Origin of the sequence: Roseovarius roseus, assembly GCF_043355935.2 — a bacterium.
Taxonomy (GTDB): Bacteria; Pseudomonadota; Alphaproteobacteria; order Rhodobacterales; family Rhodobacteraceae; genus Roseovarius; species Roseovarius roseus.
In genome coordinates, this window is record NZ_JBHFPE020000008.1 from 129,758 (window position 1) to 145,329 (window position 15,572).

General features: G+C 65.6%; 21 protein-coding genes. 11 read left to right on the forward strand and 10 right to left on the reverse strand.

From position 1 onward, the window contains the following. Positions 1-15: 15 nt before the first annotated feature. Complete coding sequence (locus ACEWPL_RS13415; RefSeq protein ID WP_393930968.1) at positions 16-780, reverse strand: SDR family oxidoreductase; 765 nt, start codon at positions 778-780, stop codon at positions 16-18. Continuing rightward, a complete protein-coding gene (locus ACEWPL_RS13420; protein ID WP_393930966.1) occupies positions 777-1,685 on the reverse strand; it encodes a beta-keto acid cleavage family enzyme in 909 nt (302 codons plus the stop codon). Before ACEWPL_RS13420 ends, ACEWPL_RS13415 begins: the two co-directional genes overlap by 4 nt. 44 nt (positions 1,686-1,729) lie before the next feature. On the opposite strand from ACEWPL_RS13420, the gene ACEWPL_RS13425 reads away from it, so the two are divergent. Together ACEWPL_RS13425 and ACEWPL_RS13430 are read left to right on the forward strand one after the other, a co-directional pair. Further along, positions 1,730-2,746 carry a GlxA family transcriptional regulator gene (locus tag ACEWPL_RS13425; RefSeq protein WP_393930964.1) on the forward strand — a complete coding sequence of 339 codons (1,017 nt, stop codon included), beginning with the start codon at positions 1,730-1,732 and terminating at the stop codon, positions 2,744-2,746. Positions 2,747-2,797: 51 nt separating this feature from the next. Beyond that, a complete protein-coding gene (locus ACEWPL_RS13430; protein WP_393930961.1) occupies positions 2,798-3,079 on the forward strand; it encodes a hypothetical protein in 282 nt (93 codons plus the stop codon). On the opposite strand, the gene ACEWPL_RS13435 is transcribed toward ACEWPL_RS13430, so the two are convergent. The 6 genes from ACEWPL_RS13435 to ACEWPL_RS13460 all read right to left on the reverse strand — a co-directional run bounded on the left by ACEWPL_RS13435 (position 2,995) and on the right by ACEWPL_RS13460 (position 7,208). Further along, positions 2,995-4,113 carry a beta-ketoacyl-ACP synthase III gene (locus ACEWPL_RS13435; RefSeq protein ID WP_393930958.1) on the reverse strand — a complete coding sequence of 373 codons (1,119 nt, stop codon included), beginning with the start codon at positions 4,111-4,113 and terminating at the stop codon, positions 2,995-2,997. The genes ACEWPL_RS13430 and ACEWPL_RS13435 overlap by 85 nt on opposite strands. Beyond that, on the reverse strand, positions 4,114-5,067 hold the full coding sequence (locus ACEWPL_RS13440) for a 2-hydroxyacid dehydrogenase (protein WP_393930956.1): 954 nt from the start codon (positions 5,065-5,067) through the stop codon (positions 4,114-4,116). It lies immediately after the preceding gene. Further along, positions 5,064-5,402, reverse strand: coding sequence for a tRNA-binding protein (locus ACEWPL_RS13445; protein ID WP_393930954.1), 339 nt, complete (start codon positions 5,400-5,402; stop codon positions 5,064-5,066). The genes ACEWPL_RS13440 and ACEWPL_RS13445 overlap by 4 nt, the downstream gene beginning before the upstream one ends. Next, on the reverse strand, positions 5,395-6,210 hold the full coding sequence (gene proC, locus ACEWPL_RS13450; RefSeq protein WP_393930952.1) for a pyrroline-5-carboxylate reductase: 816 nt from the start codon (positions 6,208-6,210) through the stop codon (positions 5,395-5,397). Before proC ends, ACEWPL_RS13445 begins: the two co-directional genes overlap by 8 nt. 41 nt (positions 6,211-6,251) lie before the next feature. Beyond that, positions 6,252-6,752 (reverse strand): type III secretion system chaperone family protein, encoded by a 501-nt coding sequence (locus tag ACEWPL_RS13455; RefSeq protein ID WP_393930950.1) that lies wholly within the window; start codon positions 6,750-6,752, stop codon positions 6,252-6,254. A gap of 216 nt (positions 6,753-6,968) precedes the next feature. Then, positions 6,969-7,208, reverse strand: coding sequence for a hypothetical protein (locus tag ACEWPL_RS13460; protein ID WP_393930948.1), 240 nt, complete (start codon positions 7,206-7,208; stop codon positions 6,969-6,971). Positions 7,209-7,432: 224 nt separating this feature from the next. On the opposite strand from ACEWPL_RS13460, the gene ACEWPL_RS13465 reads away from it, so the two are divergent. Continuing rightward, positions 7,433-8,074 carry a hypothetical protein gene (locus ACEWPL_RS13465; RefSeq protein ID WP_393930946.1) on the forward strand — a complete coding sequence of 214 codons (642 nt, stop codon included), beginning with the start codon at positions 7,433-7,435 and terminating at the stop codon, positions 8,072-8,074. A 19-nt stretch (positions 8,075-8,093) separates the two neighbouring features. Here ACEWPL_RS13465 and ACEWPL_RS13470 read toward each other — a convergent pair whose 3' ends face one another. Next, positions 8,094-8,345, reverse strand: coding sequence for an accessory factor UbiK family protein (locus ACEWPL_RS13470; protein ID WP_393930944.1), 252 nt, complete (start codon positions 8,343-8,345; stop codon positions 8,094-8,096). A gap of 123 nt (positions 8,346-8,468) precedes the next feature. Here ACEWPL_RS13470 and lgt point away from each other — a divergent pair, with 123 nt between their 5' ends. The 5 genes from lgt to ACEWPL_RS13495 all read left to right on the forward strand — a co-directional run bounded on the left by lgt (position 8,469) and on the right by ACEWPL_RS13495 (position 12,472). After that, entirely contained in the window at positions 8,469-9,362 is an 894-nt protein-coding gene (gene lgt, locus ACEWPL_RS13475; protein ID WP_393930942.1) for a prolipoprotein diacylglyceryl transferase, read from the forward strand. Then, positions 9,359-10,423, forward strand: coding sequence for a class I SAM-dependent methyltransferase (locus tag ACEWPL_RS13480; protein WP_393930940.1), 1,065 nt, complete (start codon positions 9,359-9,361; stop codon positions 10,421-10,423). The genes lgt and ACEWPL_RS13480 overlap by 4 nt, the downstream gene beginning before the upstream one ends. 10 nt (positions 10,424-10,433) lie before the next feature. Further along, positions 10,434-11,189, forward strand: a complete 756-nt coding sequence (gene pgeF / locus ACEWPL_RS13485) for a peptidoglycan editing factor PgeF (RefSeq protein ID WP_393930938.1) — start codon at positions 10,434-10,436, stop codon at positions 11,187-11,189. A 267-nt stretch (positions 11,190-11,456) separates the two neighbouring features. Then, positions 11,457-11,618 (forward strand): hypothetical protein, encoded by a 162-nt coding sequence (locus ACEWPL_RS13490; protein WP_393930936.1) that lies wholly within the window; start codon positions 11,457-11,459, stop codon positions 11,616-11,618. Positions 11,619-11,659: 41 nt separating this feature from the next. Then, positions 11,660-12,472, forward strand: a complete 813-nt coding sequence (locus tag ACEWPL_RS13495; protein ID WP_393930934.1) for a Hint domain-containing protein — start codon at positions 11,660-11,662, stop codon at positions 12,470-12,472. 3 nt (positions 12,473-12,475) lie between these two features. On the opposite strand, the gene ACEWPL_RS13500 is transcribed toward ACEWPL_RS13495, so the two are convergent. After that, positions 12,476-12,976 (reverse strand): Lrp/AsnC family transcriptional regulator, encoded by a 501-nt coding sequence (locus tag ACEWPL_RS13500; protein WP_393930932.1) that lies wholly within the window; start codon positions 12,974-12,976, stop codon positions 12,476-12,478. 203 nt (positions 12,977-13,179) lie between these two features. Here ACEWPL_RS13500 and trxB point away from each other — a divergent pair, with 203 nt between their 5' ends. The 3 genes from trxB to ACEWPL_RS13515 are packed head-to-tail and all read left to right on the forward strand — an operon-like array spanning position 13,180 to position 15,286. After that, the gene (gene trxB / locus ACEWPL_RS13505) at positions 13,180-14,163 is read left to right on the forward strand and encodes a thioredoxin-disulfide reductase (protein ID WP_393930930.1); all 984 of its coding nucleotides are present in this window, start codon (positions 13,180-13,182) and stop codon (positions 14,161-14,163) included. Beyond that, positions 14,160-14,486 carry a ribonuclease E inhibitor RraB gene (locus ACEWPL_RS13510; RefSeq protein ID WP_393930928.1) on the forward strand — a complete coding sequence of 109 codons (327 nt, stop codon included), beginning with the start codon at positions 14,160-14,162 and terminating at the stop codon, positions 14,484-14,486. The genes trxB and ACEWPL_RS13510 overlap by 4 nt, the downstream gene beginning before the upstream one ends. Continuing rightward, the gene (locus ACEWPL_RS13515) at positions 14,483-15,286 is read left to right on the forward strand and encodes an MBL fold metallo-hydrolase (RefSeq protein ID WP_393930926.1); all 804 of its coding nucleotides are present in this window, start codon (positions 14,483-14,485) and stop codon (positions 15,284-15,286) included. Before ACEWPL_RS13510 ends, ACEWPL_RS13515 begins: the two co-directional genes overlap by 4 nt. The last annotated feature ends 286 nt before the right edge of the window (positions 15,287-15,572 follow it).

Sequence of the window (15,572 nt, forward strand, 5' to 3'; positions counted from 1 at the left end):
TCTCTCATGCGCCGCTCAGGGCGCGTTGGTTTCGGTGTGGCCGTCGATCGCGATGATCTGGCCGGACATCTTGGAGGCGGCGGGCGAGGCGAGAAAAAGCGCGGTGTCGGCCAGATCATCGACCGTGACCCAGGTGCGCATCGAGGTACCGCGCACATATTGCTGGCGCACATCGGCCTCGGTGCGGCCAGATGCCTTGGCCTCCATCGCGACGACGCGGTCCATGCGGTCGCCCTCGACCGCGCCGGGGCAGATCGCATTGACCCGCACGCCCACGGGGCCCAGCTCCATCGCCAGCGTCTTCGTCAGGCCGATGAGGCCCCATTTCGCCGTCGCGTAGGGCGAGCGGTAGGGATAGCCCCATTGCCCCGCCGTCGAGGAGGTCACGATGATGCAGCCCGATTCCTGCGCCCGCATGACGCGCGCCGCCCAGCGGCAGGTCAGGAATGCGCCATTGAGATTGACGGCAAGGCAGGCCTGCCAGGCGTCATAGTCCAGATCCTCGATGAGGCCGGCAGGCCCGCCGGTGCCGGCATTGGCGCAGACCACATCGACCCCGCCCCATGCCTCTTCGACCTCGGACAGAAAAGCGTCCATCTCGGCGGCGTCGGTTACGTCAGCCTTCCGGCAAATCGCGTCGGGCAGGGCTTCGGCGGCGCTTGCAACAGCCGCCGCGTTGGCATCGCAGAGCGCGATACGGTCGCCGCGCTCGGCAAAGCGGCGGGCAAGGCCAAAACCGATGCCCGACGCCCCGCCGGAAATGAGGACGCGCTGGCTCATTTCGGCGCGCGCTTCTTGAGGTTCAGCTTGTCGCGCACATCGGCGGGCGACATCACCTTGGCGCCCATCCGCTCGATGATCTCGCGGGCGCGGGTGACCAGCTGATGGTTCTCGGCCAGCACGCCCTTGTCGAGCATCAGGTTATCCTCGAGGCCGACGCGAACATTGCCGCCCGCCAGCACCGAGGCCGCCACGAAGGGCATCTGGTCGCGGCCAAGCGAAAAAGCCGACCAGTTCCAGTCATCCGGTACGTTGTTGACCATCGCCATGAAGGTGTTCATGTCATTGGGCGCGCCCCACGGCACGCCCATGCAGAGCTGCACCAGCGCGTCGGGCTCCAGAATGCCGTCCTTGACCAGCTGCTTGGCGTACCACAGATGGCCCGTGTCAAACGCCTCGATCTCGGGCTTGACGCCGGCTTCGGTCATCATGCCGCCCATCGCCTGAAGCATGCCGGGCGTGTTGGTCATGACGTAATCGGCCTCGGCGAAATTCATCGTTCCGCAATCGAGCGTGGTGATCTCGGGCAGGCATTCGAGCACATGCGCCACGCGCTCGGACGCGCCGACCATGTCGCTCTTGTCGCTCAACGGCAGCGGATTCTCGGGATCACCGAAGATCATGTCGCCGCCCATCCCGGAGGTGAGGTTCAGAACGACATCCGTATCGCTGGCGCGGATGCGGTCGGTCAGCTCGCGGTACAGCTTCACATCGCGGCTGGGCGCGCCTGTCTCGGGGTCGCGCACGTGGCAATGCACGATGGCCGCGCCCGCCTTGGCGGCGGCGATGGCGCTCTCGGCAATCTGCTCGGGCGAGCGGGGAACATGCGGGCTGCGGTCCTGCGTGCCGCCGCCGCCGGTCACGGCACAGGTGATGAAGACATCGCGGTTCATTGTCAGGGGCATTCGGCATCCTTTCGGGTGAATTTCGGAATCATGGCTTGGCGGGCATGGTAACGCTGGCGCACGCGGCTATCGTGCGGTATCAGACAGTCATGGTGCAGCAATGGACAAAACCGCGCGATGCCAAGACGACCATCGCCTTCCTGCTCTTTGACAGGTTTTCGAACCTTTGCCTCGCCAACTGTCTCGAGCCGCTGCGCGCCGCGAATAGCGTCAGCCGCGCGGATCTGTTCGAGTGGCGCATCGCCACCCTGACGGGCGAGCCTGCGCGCAGCTCCAGCGGGATGCAGGTTCTGCCGCATGACGCGCTGGGGCGGCTGGAGCGCTGCGATTACCTTTTTATTCTGGTGAGTTACGATCATATCCGGCACGACACCCCCGCTGCGCGCAAGGCGCTTCGCGCCGCTGCCGGGCGGGCAAGAACCCTCGTGGGTATGGATGCGGGGCCGTGGCTGATGGCCTCGGCGGGGCTTCTTTCGGGGCGGCGCGCAACGCTGCACTGGGACCTGCAGGATGCATTCGCCGAGCGGTTCCTCGATGTCGATGTCGAGCGCGCCCGCGTCACCCGCGACGGGCCGGTCATCACCTGCGCCGGCGCGATGAGCGCGCTCGACCTGATGATGGAGCTGATCACGCATCACGGCGGCATGGCCGCGCGCCTCGATGTCGAGGACCAGTTCATGCATGGCAGCGATACCTCGGCCGCCCTGCCGCAGAGTGACGCGCATCAGAATGATGCGCTGGTGCGCGGCGCGCTGGCGCAGATGCGCGCCAATGTCGAGCGGCCCCTGCCCCTTGCCGCCATTGCGCAGCGGCTGCATTGCCAGCCCCGCACGCTGGACCGGCATTTCCGCCGCGCTCTCGGCGCGCCGCCGGGCACCGTCTATCGCCACCTGCGCCTTTCGGAGGCACGCAAGCTTCTGGACAGCACTCTCCTTCCCGTGAGCGAGATCGCGGTGCGCTGTGGCTACGATTCCCCGACCGCCATGGCGCGGGCCATGCGCCAGCGCTATGGCGCGTCGCCGGGGGCGCTCAGGGCAGGCCCGCCGCAAAGGGTGCGATAGCGCGGAACGGCGGCCCTGCGCCGCGCGTTGACAAGGTGCAAGGAGGCATTCATGGACAAGCTACTGGTATTCCTGACACTCCTCAGCGGCACGGCCATTGCCGGGGCGCTGATCGCGATCTGCTGGGCGCTGGGATACACGTCTTTCTGGGCTGTCCTCGCCTCGCTCGTCGCGGGTTTCAGCATTGCGTGGCCCGGCGCGCAGATCGCCGTGCAGGGCATCCGCGCGGCGCAATCGGCACGCGAGGATCAGGCGCGCTCGACCAGGACCGACCCCACCGAATGGCCCGCCCCGAAGGAGCAGATCATGCCCTTCGCGCCCGGCGGCAGGTGACTGCTATTCTTTGAAAACGCGATAATCGAGCCTGCGGAGGACGTGTTGGCGTAATCCTGCAGGATGTTCGGCTGCTCTTCCGGGCTGGGTGTGCGGCCCATCACCTTGCGCCCGATGAAGTCGTTCATCGCCTTGTTCGCCTGATGCAGCCAGAGGCGGCTGAGCGCATCCGGCGCGATCCCCGCCTCGGCCAGATGATCCGCGATATGGGACGAGACCAGCGGCAGCACCTCCTTGAAGACCTTCCGCCCCTCCTGCATGAACTGCATGTCGCGCCGGTCCTGCATCTGGCCATGCGCGCGGCGCAAAAAGCCGTCATTGTTGCGGATGTTGTTGGAAAACTGCGTCGCGCAGCGGGTGCCGAGAATGCGGAAATGGGCGCCCTTTGCGCGTTTCTCGGGCTCGATCACCACTGCCGTGCAGACATCGCCAAAGATGAAATGGCAATCGCGGTCGCGCCACTCCAGATGCGCGCTGCAAATCTCGGGGCTTACCACGATGGCGCAGCGCGCGCCGCCCGCGCGCATCATGTCCGCCGCCGCCTTGATCCCGAACGTCGCCGAGGAGCAGGCAACGTTCATGTCGAAAGCAAAGCCTTGCGCCCCCAGAAGGCCCTGAATTTCGACCGCAATCGCCGGATAGGCCCGCTCATGGTTCGACGCGGCGCAAATGATCAAATCCACCTCGCCCGCATCACGCCCGGCCTCTGCCAGCGCCTTCCGGCAGGCGTCCAGCGCCATTTCCGCCATCAGGCTGGGCTGATCGTCGCCTCGGGGCGGCAGGCGCGGATGCATCACCTCGGGGTCGAGGATGCCGGATTTCTCCATCACATGGCGCTGATGGATGCCCGAGGCATTCACGATGAACTCGCTGCTGGAATGCGCCTTGGCGGGTATATTGCCTGCCGCGATCTGCGCGGCGTTATCGGCGTTATACCCATCCACATAGGCGTTGAACGCCGTTACCAGCTCGTCATTGGTGATAACATGCGGCGGCGTGAAAACGCCGCTGCCAGTGATGGCGGGATGGCTCATTCAGGTAACCTCGTTCGGCGGAGTTTCATCGGCAAAGAACGCGCGCAGATTCTCGACCGCCAGCATCCCCATCGCTTCGCGCACTTCCAGCGCGGCGGTTCCCAGATGCGGCAGCAGCACGGCATTTTCCAACGCGATCAGCGCCGGCGGCACCTTCGGCTCATGCTCGTAGACATCAAGGCCCGCACCGGCGATCTGACCCGATTGCAGCGCCTCGATCAGCGCCGCCTCATCCACCACGTCGCCGCGCGAGATGTTGATGAAATGCGCGTGGTCCTGCATCGCGGCAAAGGCCTCGGCTCCGATCAGGTGATGCGTCTCGGCCCCGCCCGGCACGCATGCGACCACCACATCGGCGCGCGCAGCCAGCGCTTCGATGCTGTCCATGCGCTCGGCCGGCAGGTTCAGCGATTTTTCCGACCGGTTCTGGTAGATCACTTTCATACCAAAGCCATGATGGCAGCGCTTGGCGATCGCCTGGCCGATGCGGCCCATACCGATGATGCCCACCGTCTTGCCACCCAGGTGCAGGCCCAGCATCTGGGTCGGGTGCCAGCCTTCCCACGTGCCGCTGCGCACCATGCGCTCGCCTTCGCCCGCGCGGCGCGCGCTCATCAGCATGAGGGTCATGGCGATATCGGCGGTCGCGTCGGTTACGGCGCCCGGCGTGTTGGTTACGGTGATACCGCAGGCGCGGGCAGCGTCCACGTCGATGTGATTGTAGCCCACGCCGAAATTGGCTAGCACCTTGCAGCGGTGGCCGCCATCCTCAAAGACATCGGCATCGAAATTGTCGCGCAGCGTCGGCAGGACACCGTCATAAAGGGCCAGCGCCGCGCGCATCTCGGCGGGTTTCATCGGCAACGTGCTTGCGCGCACCTCGACGTCGAAATGCGTCTCTGCTGCAGCGATGACGCTATCCGGCAGGGGGCGGGTCAGGAAAACGCGGCTCAATGCATCCGCCCCCCGATGGGCACATCCTGATCCGGGGACAGAAGCACGATTTCGCCCTCCGCATCTGCCACGCCCAGCACCAGCACCTCGGACATGAAGGGGCCGATCTGGCGCGGCGGGAAGTTGACGACGCCCATCACCATCCGGCCTGTCAAAGCCTCGGGCGTGTAGTGCTTGGTCACTTGCGCCGACGTCTTGCGCTCGCCGATCTCGTCCCCGAAGTCGATCCACATCTTGATCGCGGGCTTGCGCGCCTCGGGGAAGGGCTCGGCCCGGATGACGCGACCGACACGGATATCGACCTTGAGAAAGTCGTCGAACGTGATGTCAGCCATTCTTGAGCTCCCGCGAACGGTTTGCGGCAGCCCCCACCGTGCGGCGCATGAGATCCGGCAGGCCGCCATCCTCGTCCATCAGCACCTCCAGCCCCGCCTGCGTGGTGCCATTGGGGCTGGTGACGTTGACGCGCAGCTCGGACGGCGTCTCTTTGGCATTCTCGGCCAGCGCGCCTGCACCAGCGACGGTCGCCTGCGCCAGCTGCATCGCCAGTTCAGGGGCCAGCCCCTCGGCCTCGCCAGCCTTGGCCATGCATTCGATCATGTGAAAGACATACGCGGGGCCAGAGCCGGAGACGCCGGTGACGGCATCCATCTGGTCCTCATTCTCCAGCCGCACGACCTGCCCCACGGCGGTCAGCAGCGTCTCGGCCAGATCCAGCTGGCCGCTGCTGGCATGGACATTGCCGATGATCGCGGTGATGCCCCGGCCCACGGCGGCGGGCGTGTTGGGCATGGCCCGGATGATCGGGCTTTGCGCGCCCAGCGCGTCCTCGAACGCGGAAATCGGCGTGCCTGCGGCGACAGAGATGAAGAGCGTCGTGCCGTTGCCCATCTCCCTCAGCGAGGGCAGCGCGTCGCCCATCATCTGCGGCTTGACCGCGATCAGCACGATGCCGGGCGCTTCGGGCAGATCGCCATTGATGGTGACACCGGTGGACTTCAGCCAGTCGGACGGGTTGGGGTCGATCACCCAGACCGAGGAGGGCGGCAATCCGCCATTCAGCCAGCCTTCCAGCATGGCGCCGCCCATCTTGCCACATCCCAGCAGCACGAGGCCTTTTTCAGCTACAAAATCCATATCCATATCGCGTCCCTTTCGCCTGTTTTCAGGTTCAGGGCGCGACGTTACGCGCGGCCATACGCCTCTGCAATGGCAACCTGCATCGCATCGCGCGCCGTGCGGTCGCCCCACACCACCAGCTGAAAGGCGGGGTAGTAACGCTCGGCGCTCAGGACAGCGGCGGTGATGATGCTGTCGATCTGCTCGGGCGACGCCACCTGCCCACCAGACATCAGCAGGCCATAGCGATAGACCATCAGCTTCTGTTCGCTCCAGTAGGTGAAGGCGCCGGCCCAGCACTGATCGTTGACCTCGTTCATGACCTCGTAGAGCGCCGGCAGCTTTTCGCCGGGAGGGTCCATTTCGAAGGTGCAGACCATGCGCAGCGTTTCGTCATAGGCCGACCAGGCCAGCGTGATCGAGTAGGTGCGCCACTGACCCTCGACCGCCATCGCGATCTGGTCGTCGCCGACACGATCGAATTGCCAGTCATTATGCTCGGCAAGGTTCTCGACCATGTCGATAGGGTGAATATCGTCTGTCAGGAATTGCTCGGACAATGCCATGTCGTCACCTTTGGGTTCGCTCCGGCGGAGGGGATCTGGCGCCCCCAAACACTGGATGACTGCTCAAGTGGATGGGGTTTGGCCCCTTCCTATTACCAAATATGGTGCGCCACCTGTGCCGCCCTGTAAAGCAATTTGTTGGGGATAACCGCAATAAGTTGTGGACGGAATGCCCTCCGCCGCTAGATCGCGCGGGTGGCGCAACCGCTGGTGGGGCTATTCGCCCCGCTCGGGCCGGTCGCGCATGCCCAGACGCCGGATGCAGGCCGTCAGCAGCCCCATCTCGTCAAGGGCCATCAGATCCTCGACCAGGCTATCCAGCGTTCGGGTATAGGCGACGATGGCCGCATCGCGGCGCAAGCGGTCGGGCGCGTCGCGGGTGATCTGGCGCAACATGCGAAGCCGGGCCAGACGGTCCTGAACCGCGCGCACATGGCCTGCCGCGCGGTCACTCATCCGGCACGCCCGGTGAAGGTAAACCCCAGCCCTGCGCAGCCCCGCGGGCCGGCCCGTTTCGTCACGCAATTCCGCAGGCGCCCCGACGCAACACACCCCATGGGAGAACCCTCTGAAACAATACACTTTATACTGGTAACCTACGGAAAACGTGGAAACTTTCGCACAGCGTGTAAAATTTTAACCGACTAGTCAATAAGTTTCGAACGTGCATTATCGCGCGCATGTCACACTTCGATCTGCAAACACTCCGCAATGTCGCCAACGAGGGTATCGCCCGCCACGGGTTGCGTGGCTATGCGCGCAAACTGGGGTTGGATGTCAGCACCATGCGCAGCCTGCGCGATGGCCGCGACATGCAGATATCGAAGCTGAGCAAGATCATCGCCGCAATGGACATGATCCTCACACTCGAATCCGCCTGCCCGCAACGTGCCGCGCGGGGCTCTGGCGACGCCGAGCCGCCCGAGATGGCCCGCATCGCCTATCACCCGCTGGTGCAGCCGCCAGAGGCCAAGGACGCGGCGCATTCCCCCATCGCGGTCGATGCCGGATGGCTGCGCCAGCATGGTTGGAATCCCGGGGATCTGCGCGCCATCATCGCGCCCGAAACGGACGCAGTGCCCGCAGGGGCGCTATGTCTTCTGGATTGCACGCTGACGTGGCCCGGCGCCCATGCGCTCTGGGCCTGCCTCGAGGACGGTCAGATCAGGATCAGCCATGTCGGCCGCCCCGAGCCGGGCATGCTCCTCTTTGCCGAGGCCGATCCAGCCGAGGCGCCGCGCATCGTCACCGGCCCCGCACTGGACCGGATCACCCCGCTGGGCCGCGTCATCTGGGCCGGATCGTGGATCGCCAGCGCCTGAAACCGGCGCCGGGAACCGCTCAGCTGCGGTCTTTGGAGGCGTCCATCGCGTCAAGACGCGCCTTCAGCGCCTCGTTCTCCTCGCGGGCCTTCTGCGCCATGGCGCGCACCGCATCGAATTCTTCGCGGGTGACGAAATCGCGGTCGGCCAGCCACCGGTCGATCATCGAGGACATCGCCGTCTCGGCCTCCTGACGCGCGCCCTGGGCCACGCCCATCGCGTTGGTCATCAGTTGCGAGATGTCATCCATCACTTTGTTGCGGGTCTGCATAGCTGTCTCCTGTGGCGTTGCGGCACTGTCGCCTGTTATCCTCAATATGGGCCGCGCGCGCCTCGATCACAAGATGCGCGCACCCCGTTGACTTCCCCCCTCGCGCGCGGCCATGACATCGCCATGATAGCTGTCATCCCCTTCCCCGACGTCTCGCCCGAGTTGTTCTCCGTCTCCGTCTTCGGGATGGAGTTCGCGCTGCGCTGGTATGCGCTGGCGTACATCGCCGGCATCCTGATCGGCTGGCGCCTCGTGCTGGGCGCGGTCAAGCGCCCTGCCTTATGGGGCAAGGACGGCCCCGCGATGACGGCCAAGCAGGTCGAGGATCTGCTTTTCTGGGCCATCCTTGGCGTCATTCTGGGCGGGCGGCTGGGCTTTGTGCTGTTCTACCAGCCGGGCTACTACCTTTCGAACCCACTGGAAATTCTGCAAGTCTGGCAGGGCGGCATGTCGTTTCATGGCGGCATGCTGGGCGTGCTCATCGCCTGCGTGGCCTTTTCGCTGCGCCACGGGCTGCGCATGCTGTCGGTCGGCGATTTGCTGGCCATGGCCGCGCCCATCGGTCTGGCGCTGGGGCGGATCGCGAATTTCATCAATGCCGAGCTTTGGGGCCGCCAGACCGATTTGCCCTGGGGTGTGATTTTTCCGGGCGCGGCCGCGCAGGATTGCGGCGAGATCGCGGGCCTCTGCGCGCGCCATCCCTCGCAGCTCTACGAGGCGCTTCTTGAAGGGGTCTTGCTGGGCGCCGTCCTGATCTGGCTGGCCTATCGGCGCGGCGCGCTGAAATCGCCGGGCTGGATCTCGGGCTGCTTCTTCATCGGCTATGGCGCGGCGCGCTTTGCGGTGGAATTCGTGCGCCAGGCCGATGCGCAATTCTGGTCGCCGGAAAATCCGCTGGGCCATGCGCTGCAATTCGGCGGCGGATATGGCCTGTCGATGGGCCAGCTTCTGTCGCTGCCGATGATCGCCTTCGGCGTGCTCCTGCTGGCAATGCAGGCGCGGCGCAAGCCGCGATGAGCGATCTTGCGCGCCTCCTGATCGCGCAGATCGACGCGGACGGGCCGATGACGCTGGCAGACTACATGACCGCCTGCCTGATGCATCCGCAGCACGGCTACTATGCCACGCGCGATCCATTGGGCGTGGCGGGCGATTTCACCACCGCGCCCGAGATCAGCCAGATGTTCGGCGAGGTGATGGGCCTCGCCCTTGCCCAGACATGGCTGGATCAGGGCGCGCCCGCCCCTTTCGCGCTGGCCGAGCTGGGGCCGGGCCGCGGCACGCTGATGGCGGATATCCTGCGCGCGACCCGCGCCGTGCCCGGCTTTCACGCGGCTGCTGAGGTGCATCTGGTCGAAACCTCGCCCACATTGCGCGGCGTGCAGGCCCGCACGCTGGAAGGGCATGCGCCCGAATGGCATGCCAGCGTCGAAACCCTGCCGGAGCTGCCGCTCTTTGCCGTCGCCAACGAGTTTTTTGACGCGCTACCCATCCGCCAGGCACGGCGCAGCGGCGACAGCTGGCGCGAGCGCATGGTGACGCGGCAGGCCGATCGCCTGACCCCCGCGCTCAGCGCGCCCACGCTGCTGCCGATGCTGGCCCACCGGCTGGAGGATACGGATGAAGGCGACATCGTCGAATTCAGCCCCGTTGCCATGCGCATCGCAGCAGAGCTGGGCGGGCGCATCGCAAACAAGGGCGGCACGGCCCTGATCGTGGACTATGGCGATTGGCGCGCCCTCGGCGATACGTTCCAGGCGCTGCGCGCCCATGCGCCCACCGATCCCTTTGAGGCGCCCGGCGCTGCCGACCTGACCGCGCATGTCGATTTTGAGGCACTGGCACTGGCCGCGGCACCTGCGCGCCACACGCGCCTTACCGCGCAAGGCGTCTTTCTCGAGCGGCTGGGCATCACCCAGCGGGCGCAGAAACTGGCGGCGGCGCTGAGCGGCGAGGCGCTAAGCGCGCATGTCGCGGCACATCGGCGCTTGACGCACCCTTCGGAAATGGGAACGCTCTTCAAGGTGATGGCCCTTTATCCCGAAGGCGCCGCGCCGCCGCCCGGCTTGCTCGGATAAGAAAGGTGCCATGACCCTCGAAATCCTGACCGCCGACAGCCTTTCGCCCCTGCGCCACGGTTTTTTCACCCGGCGGGGAGGCGCGTCATCGGGAATATTTTCGGGGCTGAACTGCGGCCAAGGCTCCAGCGACCAGCAGGAAATCGTCGCGATCAACCGCGCCCGCGTGGCCGATGCGATGGGCGTGCCGCCCGAACACTTGCAAAACGTGAACCAGGTGCATTCAGCGGATGTCGTCACGCTGGACGCCCCCCTGCCCGAGCGGCCCCGCGCTGACGCGCTGGTCACCCGCACGCCGGGCCTTGCCCTTGCCGTGCTGACCGCCGATTGCCAGCCTGTCCTCTTTGCCGATGCCGAGGCCGGCGTGGTCGGCGCGGCCCATGCGGGCTGGCGCGGCGCGCTGGACGGCGTGCTGGAGGCGACGGTCGACGCGATGGTCGCCGTGGGCGCCGTGCGCGAGCGGATCAGCGCCGTCATCGGCCCCTCGATCAGCCAGGACGCCTACGAGGTCGGGCCGGATTTCATGGCCGCCTTCATCTCCGAGAATGCCGACCACGCACGGTTCTTCGCCCCCGGCGCCGAGGGACGGATGCAGTTCGATTTGCCCGCCTTCGGTCTCGCGCGGCTGCGCGCCGCGGGCGTCGGCCACGCCGAATGGACGGGTCACTGCACCTATGGCGACGAGGATCGATTCTATTCCTATCGCCGCACCACCCACCGCAGCGAGGCCGATTACGGTAGGCTGATCGCTGCGATCCGCCTTTAGGCCGCGGCGCCTCTGGCGCGGAATTGCCGCAGGATTGCCCAAGTTGGCGCTGCGCCACCTGCCGCCCGGCCAGAACAGGCGATGCCTGAGGCAACACAATACCCATGAAATCAGGTAGATTGCGCCCGATCCGGCAACGCCGCCAGAAATATGCGCGCCCTGCGCCCAATGTCACGGAGCGGCCCAATCCCTGCCGCAAAGCGCTGGCACCTTTCCCTCAGAGCACACAAACAGACCCGTTTGGCGGGCATGACAAGGAGATTTCAGATGGACCGCACGAGCAAACCGCAGAAACGATGGATGACATCGGCCCTCAAGACGGCCGCGGGCGACATGCCGGCCCTGCCGTTCGAGCGCGGGCAGCGCAAATCCTTGGCGCAGCGCACCGGCCTCTTCCGCTTTCGGCCGCGCGCAATGCGCAGCGCCTGAACCCTCTTCTACCGCGCCGGAAAAGGAAGGCACACCGCATCATGGTTCATACCCCATCCGCCCTCACGCGCAGCCACACGTTGCGCGCAAATATCGGCGATGCGGATGATCTGCGACGGCGCGGCGGCGACTGTGATCGGACCGACCTCGGCAGCCCGGCCGAGACCATGCGCCCGTGCGACATTTCCTACCTGCGCGGCGATGGCGCCGTTGGTACGGTCCGCCCCTCGGTGCCTGCCCATCCGGTTTTCGACAGCGCCTTTTCCGCCTTCGCGCGCGGCACGCTGATCGCCACGACGCGCGGCCCGGTGGCGATCGAGGATTTGGCCCCCGGCATGAAAGTGGTCACGAACGAGCGCGGACCCTCACCCGTTTTGTGGATCGGCTGCATGACATGGGCGCAGCCGCGCGACGGGATCGACCCCGGCGCAGGTGGCGGGCGCCTGACGCGTATCCATACCGGCGCACTTGGCCTTGGGCGGCCCCTGGCAGATGTCATGGTCGGCCCCGGCGCGCGCATCGCGCAGCGCCGCGATGGCAATAACGGCGCGGCCCATGCCGACCAGATCATGCGCCCGCTGCACGAGATGACCGACGGCATGCATGTCATCGCGCTCAGCCCGCCGGGCGATCTGGAACTTTATCATATCGCGCTGCGCCGCCATGCGACGATCACGGCCGCGGGCCTTGATTTCGAGACCTATCACCCCGGGCCCGGCTTCGAGACGCAGCTGACACAGCGCCAGCTTGGCCTCTTCATCAACCTTTTCCCGCACCTGATGCGGCCCAGCGATTTCGGCAGTCTTGCGCATCCGCGCGCGCCTTTGGCCAATGGTGGCCGGGCGATTACCTGACGATCAGGCGTTTCGCGCCAGCCGCTCTTCCAGCACTTCGAACGGCACGCCGGGCTGATCCTTGGCGCCGCGGATCACCAGCGCGGTCTTGACGCTGGCCACGTTAGCCGCCGCCGTCAGCTCTTCGGTCAGGAAACGCTGGAACGTGCTGAGATCGGGCGCCACGCATTTCAGGATGAAATCCACCTCGCCGTTCAGCATGTGGCACTCGCGCACCAGCGGCCAGTCACGGCACCGCGCCTCGAAAGCGCTCAGATCGGATTCGGCCTGGCTTTGCAGACCGACATTGGCAAAGACCTGCACTTCGAAGCCCAACTCACGCGGATCGACATCGGCGTGATAGCCGCGAATATAGCCCGCCTCCTCCAACGTGCGCACACGGCGCAGGCAGGGCGGGGCGGAGATTCCGACGCGCTTGGCAAGCTCGACATTGGTCATGCGGCCATCGGCCTGAAGTTCGGCCAGGATCTTGCGGTCGATCGGGTCCAGACGGGTGGTGGCCATGCTGCCTCAACTCTCAATTCAATTTCGCGATTGTTATATCAACCGCGCCGATACGCGCAACAATCTTTCGCAAGCACGCAAGATCGTTGCGCGTCATACCGCAGCACCGGTGAGGGAAGCAACCCCGCTTTGCAAGGGGTTTCACCGCGCCCCGCGTGGGTCTATATGGGGCGCAGACCCCAGACCAGCGAAAGGCGAGGCACATGGCCGGCACGAAAAAGACCAAGGTTCTGATCATCGGCTCCGGCCCGGCGGGCTATACCGCCGCCGTCTATGCCAGCCGCGCCATGCTGGAGCCGGTTCTGGTCCAGGGCATCGAGCCGGGCGGCCAGCTGACCACCACGACCGAGGTCGAGAACTGGCCCGGCGATACCGAGGTGCAGGGCCCGGACCTGATGGTCCGGATGGAGGCCCATGCCAAGGCGATGGGAGCCGAGATCATCGGCGACATCATCAGCTCGGTCGATTTCAGCAAGCGGCCCTATGTGTGCCAGTCCGACAGCGGCACCGAATACGTGGCTGACGCGATTATCCTCTGCACCGGCGCGCGCGCCAAGTGGCTGGGCCTGCCCAGCGAGGAAAAATTCAAGGGCTTTGGCGTGTCGGCTTGCGCCACCTGCGACGGTTTTTTCTATCGCGGTCAGGAAATCGTGGTCGTTGGCGGCGGCAACACGGCGGTCGAAGAGGCGCTATTCCTGACCAATTTCGCCTCCAAGGTCACACTCATCCACCGCCGGGACGAGTTGCGCGCCGAGCGCATCCTGATCGACCGGCTGGAAAAGAACCCCAAGATCCACCCGCTCTGGTTCCACGAGCTGGACGAGGTCTATGGCACCGACAACCCGTTGGGCGTCGAAGGCGTGAAGGTAAAGCACACCAAGACCGGCGAGATCACCGACATCCCCGCCAAGGGCGTCTTTATCGCCATCGGCCACGCCCCCTCGAACGAGCTGGTCAAGGATGTGCTGGAGACGCATATGGGCGGCTATGTCGTGACCAAACCCGACAGCACCGAAACCTCCCTGCCCGGCGTTTTTGCCGCCGGGGACCTGACCGATCACAAGTATCGCCAGGCGGTCACCAGCGCTGGCATGGGCTGCATGGCAGCACTCGAGGCCGAGCGTTGGCTGGCCGAGCATGGCATGGCCGAAAACGAAGACGCGGTGAACGCCGAGCCCGCGGAATGACTCATGATTTCGCCGCCCAAAAGGCCGAGACATATGCCGTCTGGGCTGAAATCGCCGAGGCCGCCGACCTGCCGGACGTCGCGGATATCGATTATGCCTTTGTTGCCGGCGACGGCGCCGATTGGGACGCCGCCGAGCTGGCGCTGAGCGAGGCGGGGTTCGAGACGGCGCGGGTCAAGGACGAGGAGGGCATCCCCTACCTTGCCGCCTGCCTGCCCGATCAACCCGCGACGGCCATGTCCGTCTGGCTGGGCGAAGAGGCCGCGACCCGGCTGGTTCTGCCGCACGGGTTCCAGCCCGACGGCTGGGGGTTCGAGGGATGAGCGCGGCAGACTGGTATAAACTGGTGCCCATCGCCCCCGGCGTCACCGCCATCGGTGAGCCGCGCTATCATCAGCAGAACTGGAGCTATCTGATCTGCGGCACCGATCGTGCGCTGCTGTTTGACACCGGATCCTATTACGGCACTCTGCCGCCTGTGATCGCCCAATTGACCGATCTGCCGCTGACCGTCCTGCCATCGCATATGCATTACGATCATCTGGGCAATATCCTCGGCTTCGAGCGCATCGTGCTGCCAGACCTTCCGGTGCTGCGCGCCTGCGCCGATGACGCGGGCCATGTCACGCCCTCGGAACCACTCTTTCTGGGCGACCGGGAAGAGCGCAGCGCGCCCCGTTTCACCGTTAGCGCATGGTTGGCAATAGACAGCGTGATCGACTTGGGCGGGCGGCAGTTGACGCTGCTTCATACCCCCGGCCACTCGCCCGACAGCGTATCGCTCTGGGATGCCGATGCCGGGCTACTCTTTGCCGCCGACTATCTCTATGAGGGCGCACTTTATGCGCAGGTGCCGGGTGCGTCGCTGGCAGCGTATTTGGAAACCGCCGGGCGCCTGTCGACGCTGATGCCGGCCGAGGCCCGCATTTTCGGCGCCCATGGTGACGCCCCGGATGAGGCAACGGCCCAGCCCCCGGTTCTGCCCGCCTCAACCCTTGGGCGCCTGATGATTTGCCTCTCGGACCTGATGACCGCGCCGCCCCCGGACCAGGGCGAGGTGCGCCGGGTGCCCGTCCAGCCGGGCGTTGATCTTCTGGTCAATGCCGAGGCTCTGGCCCGCTGATTGCCGAACGATTGCGACCTTGGGGCGCCAGATTGTGGAAAAATCGTCCTTAGGGGCGTCAATCTGGCCTCGGCGCTAGACTTATCCCGCCTCGGCGCGCTAAGGCGCGGCCAAACGGCCAGTCAAGCGCCGCGATCCGACAGCATATCGGCAGGCAATTTCCAAAGGTGACGCCCATGACGACCCTCAGCAATCTCACCCCGATCCCGGAACTATACGTCAGTCACGAGTCTGCGCAGAAGCTGAAGGTGGAGGCGGGCAATCTGGTCAGCCATGATCTGACGCC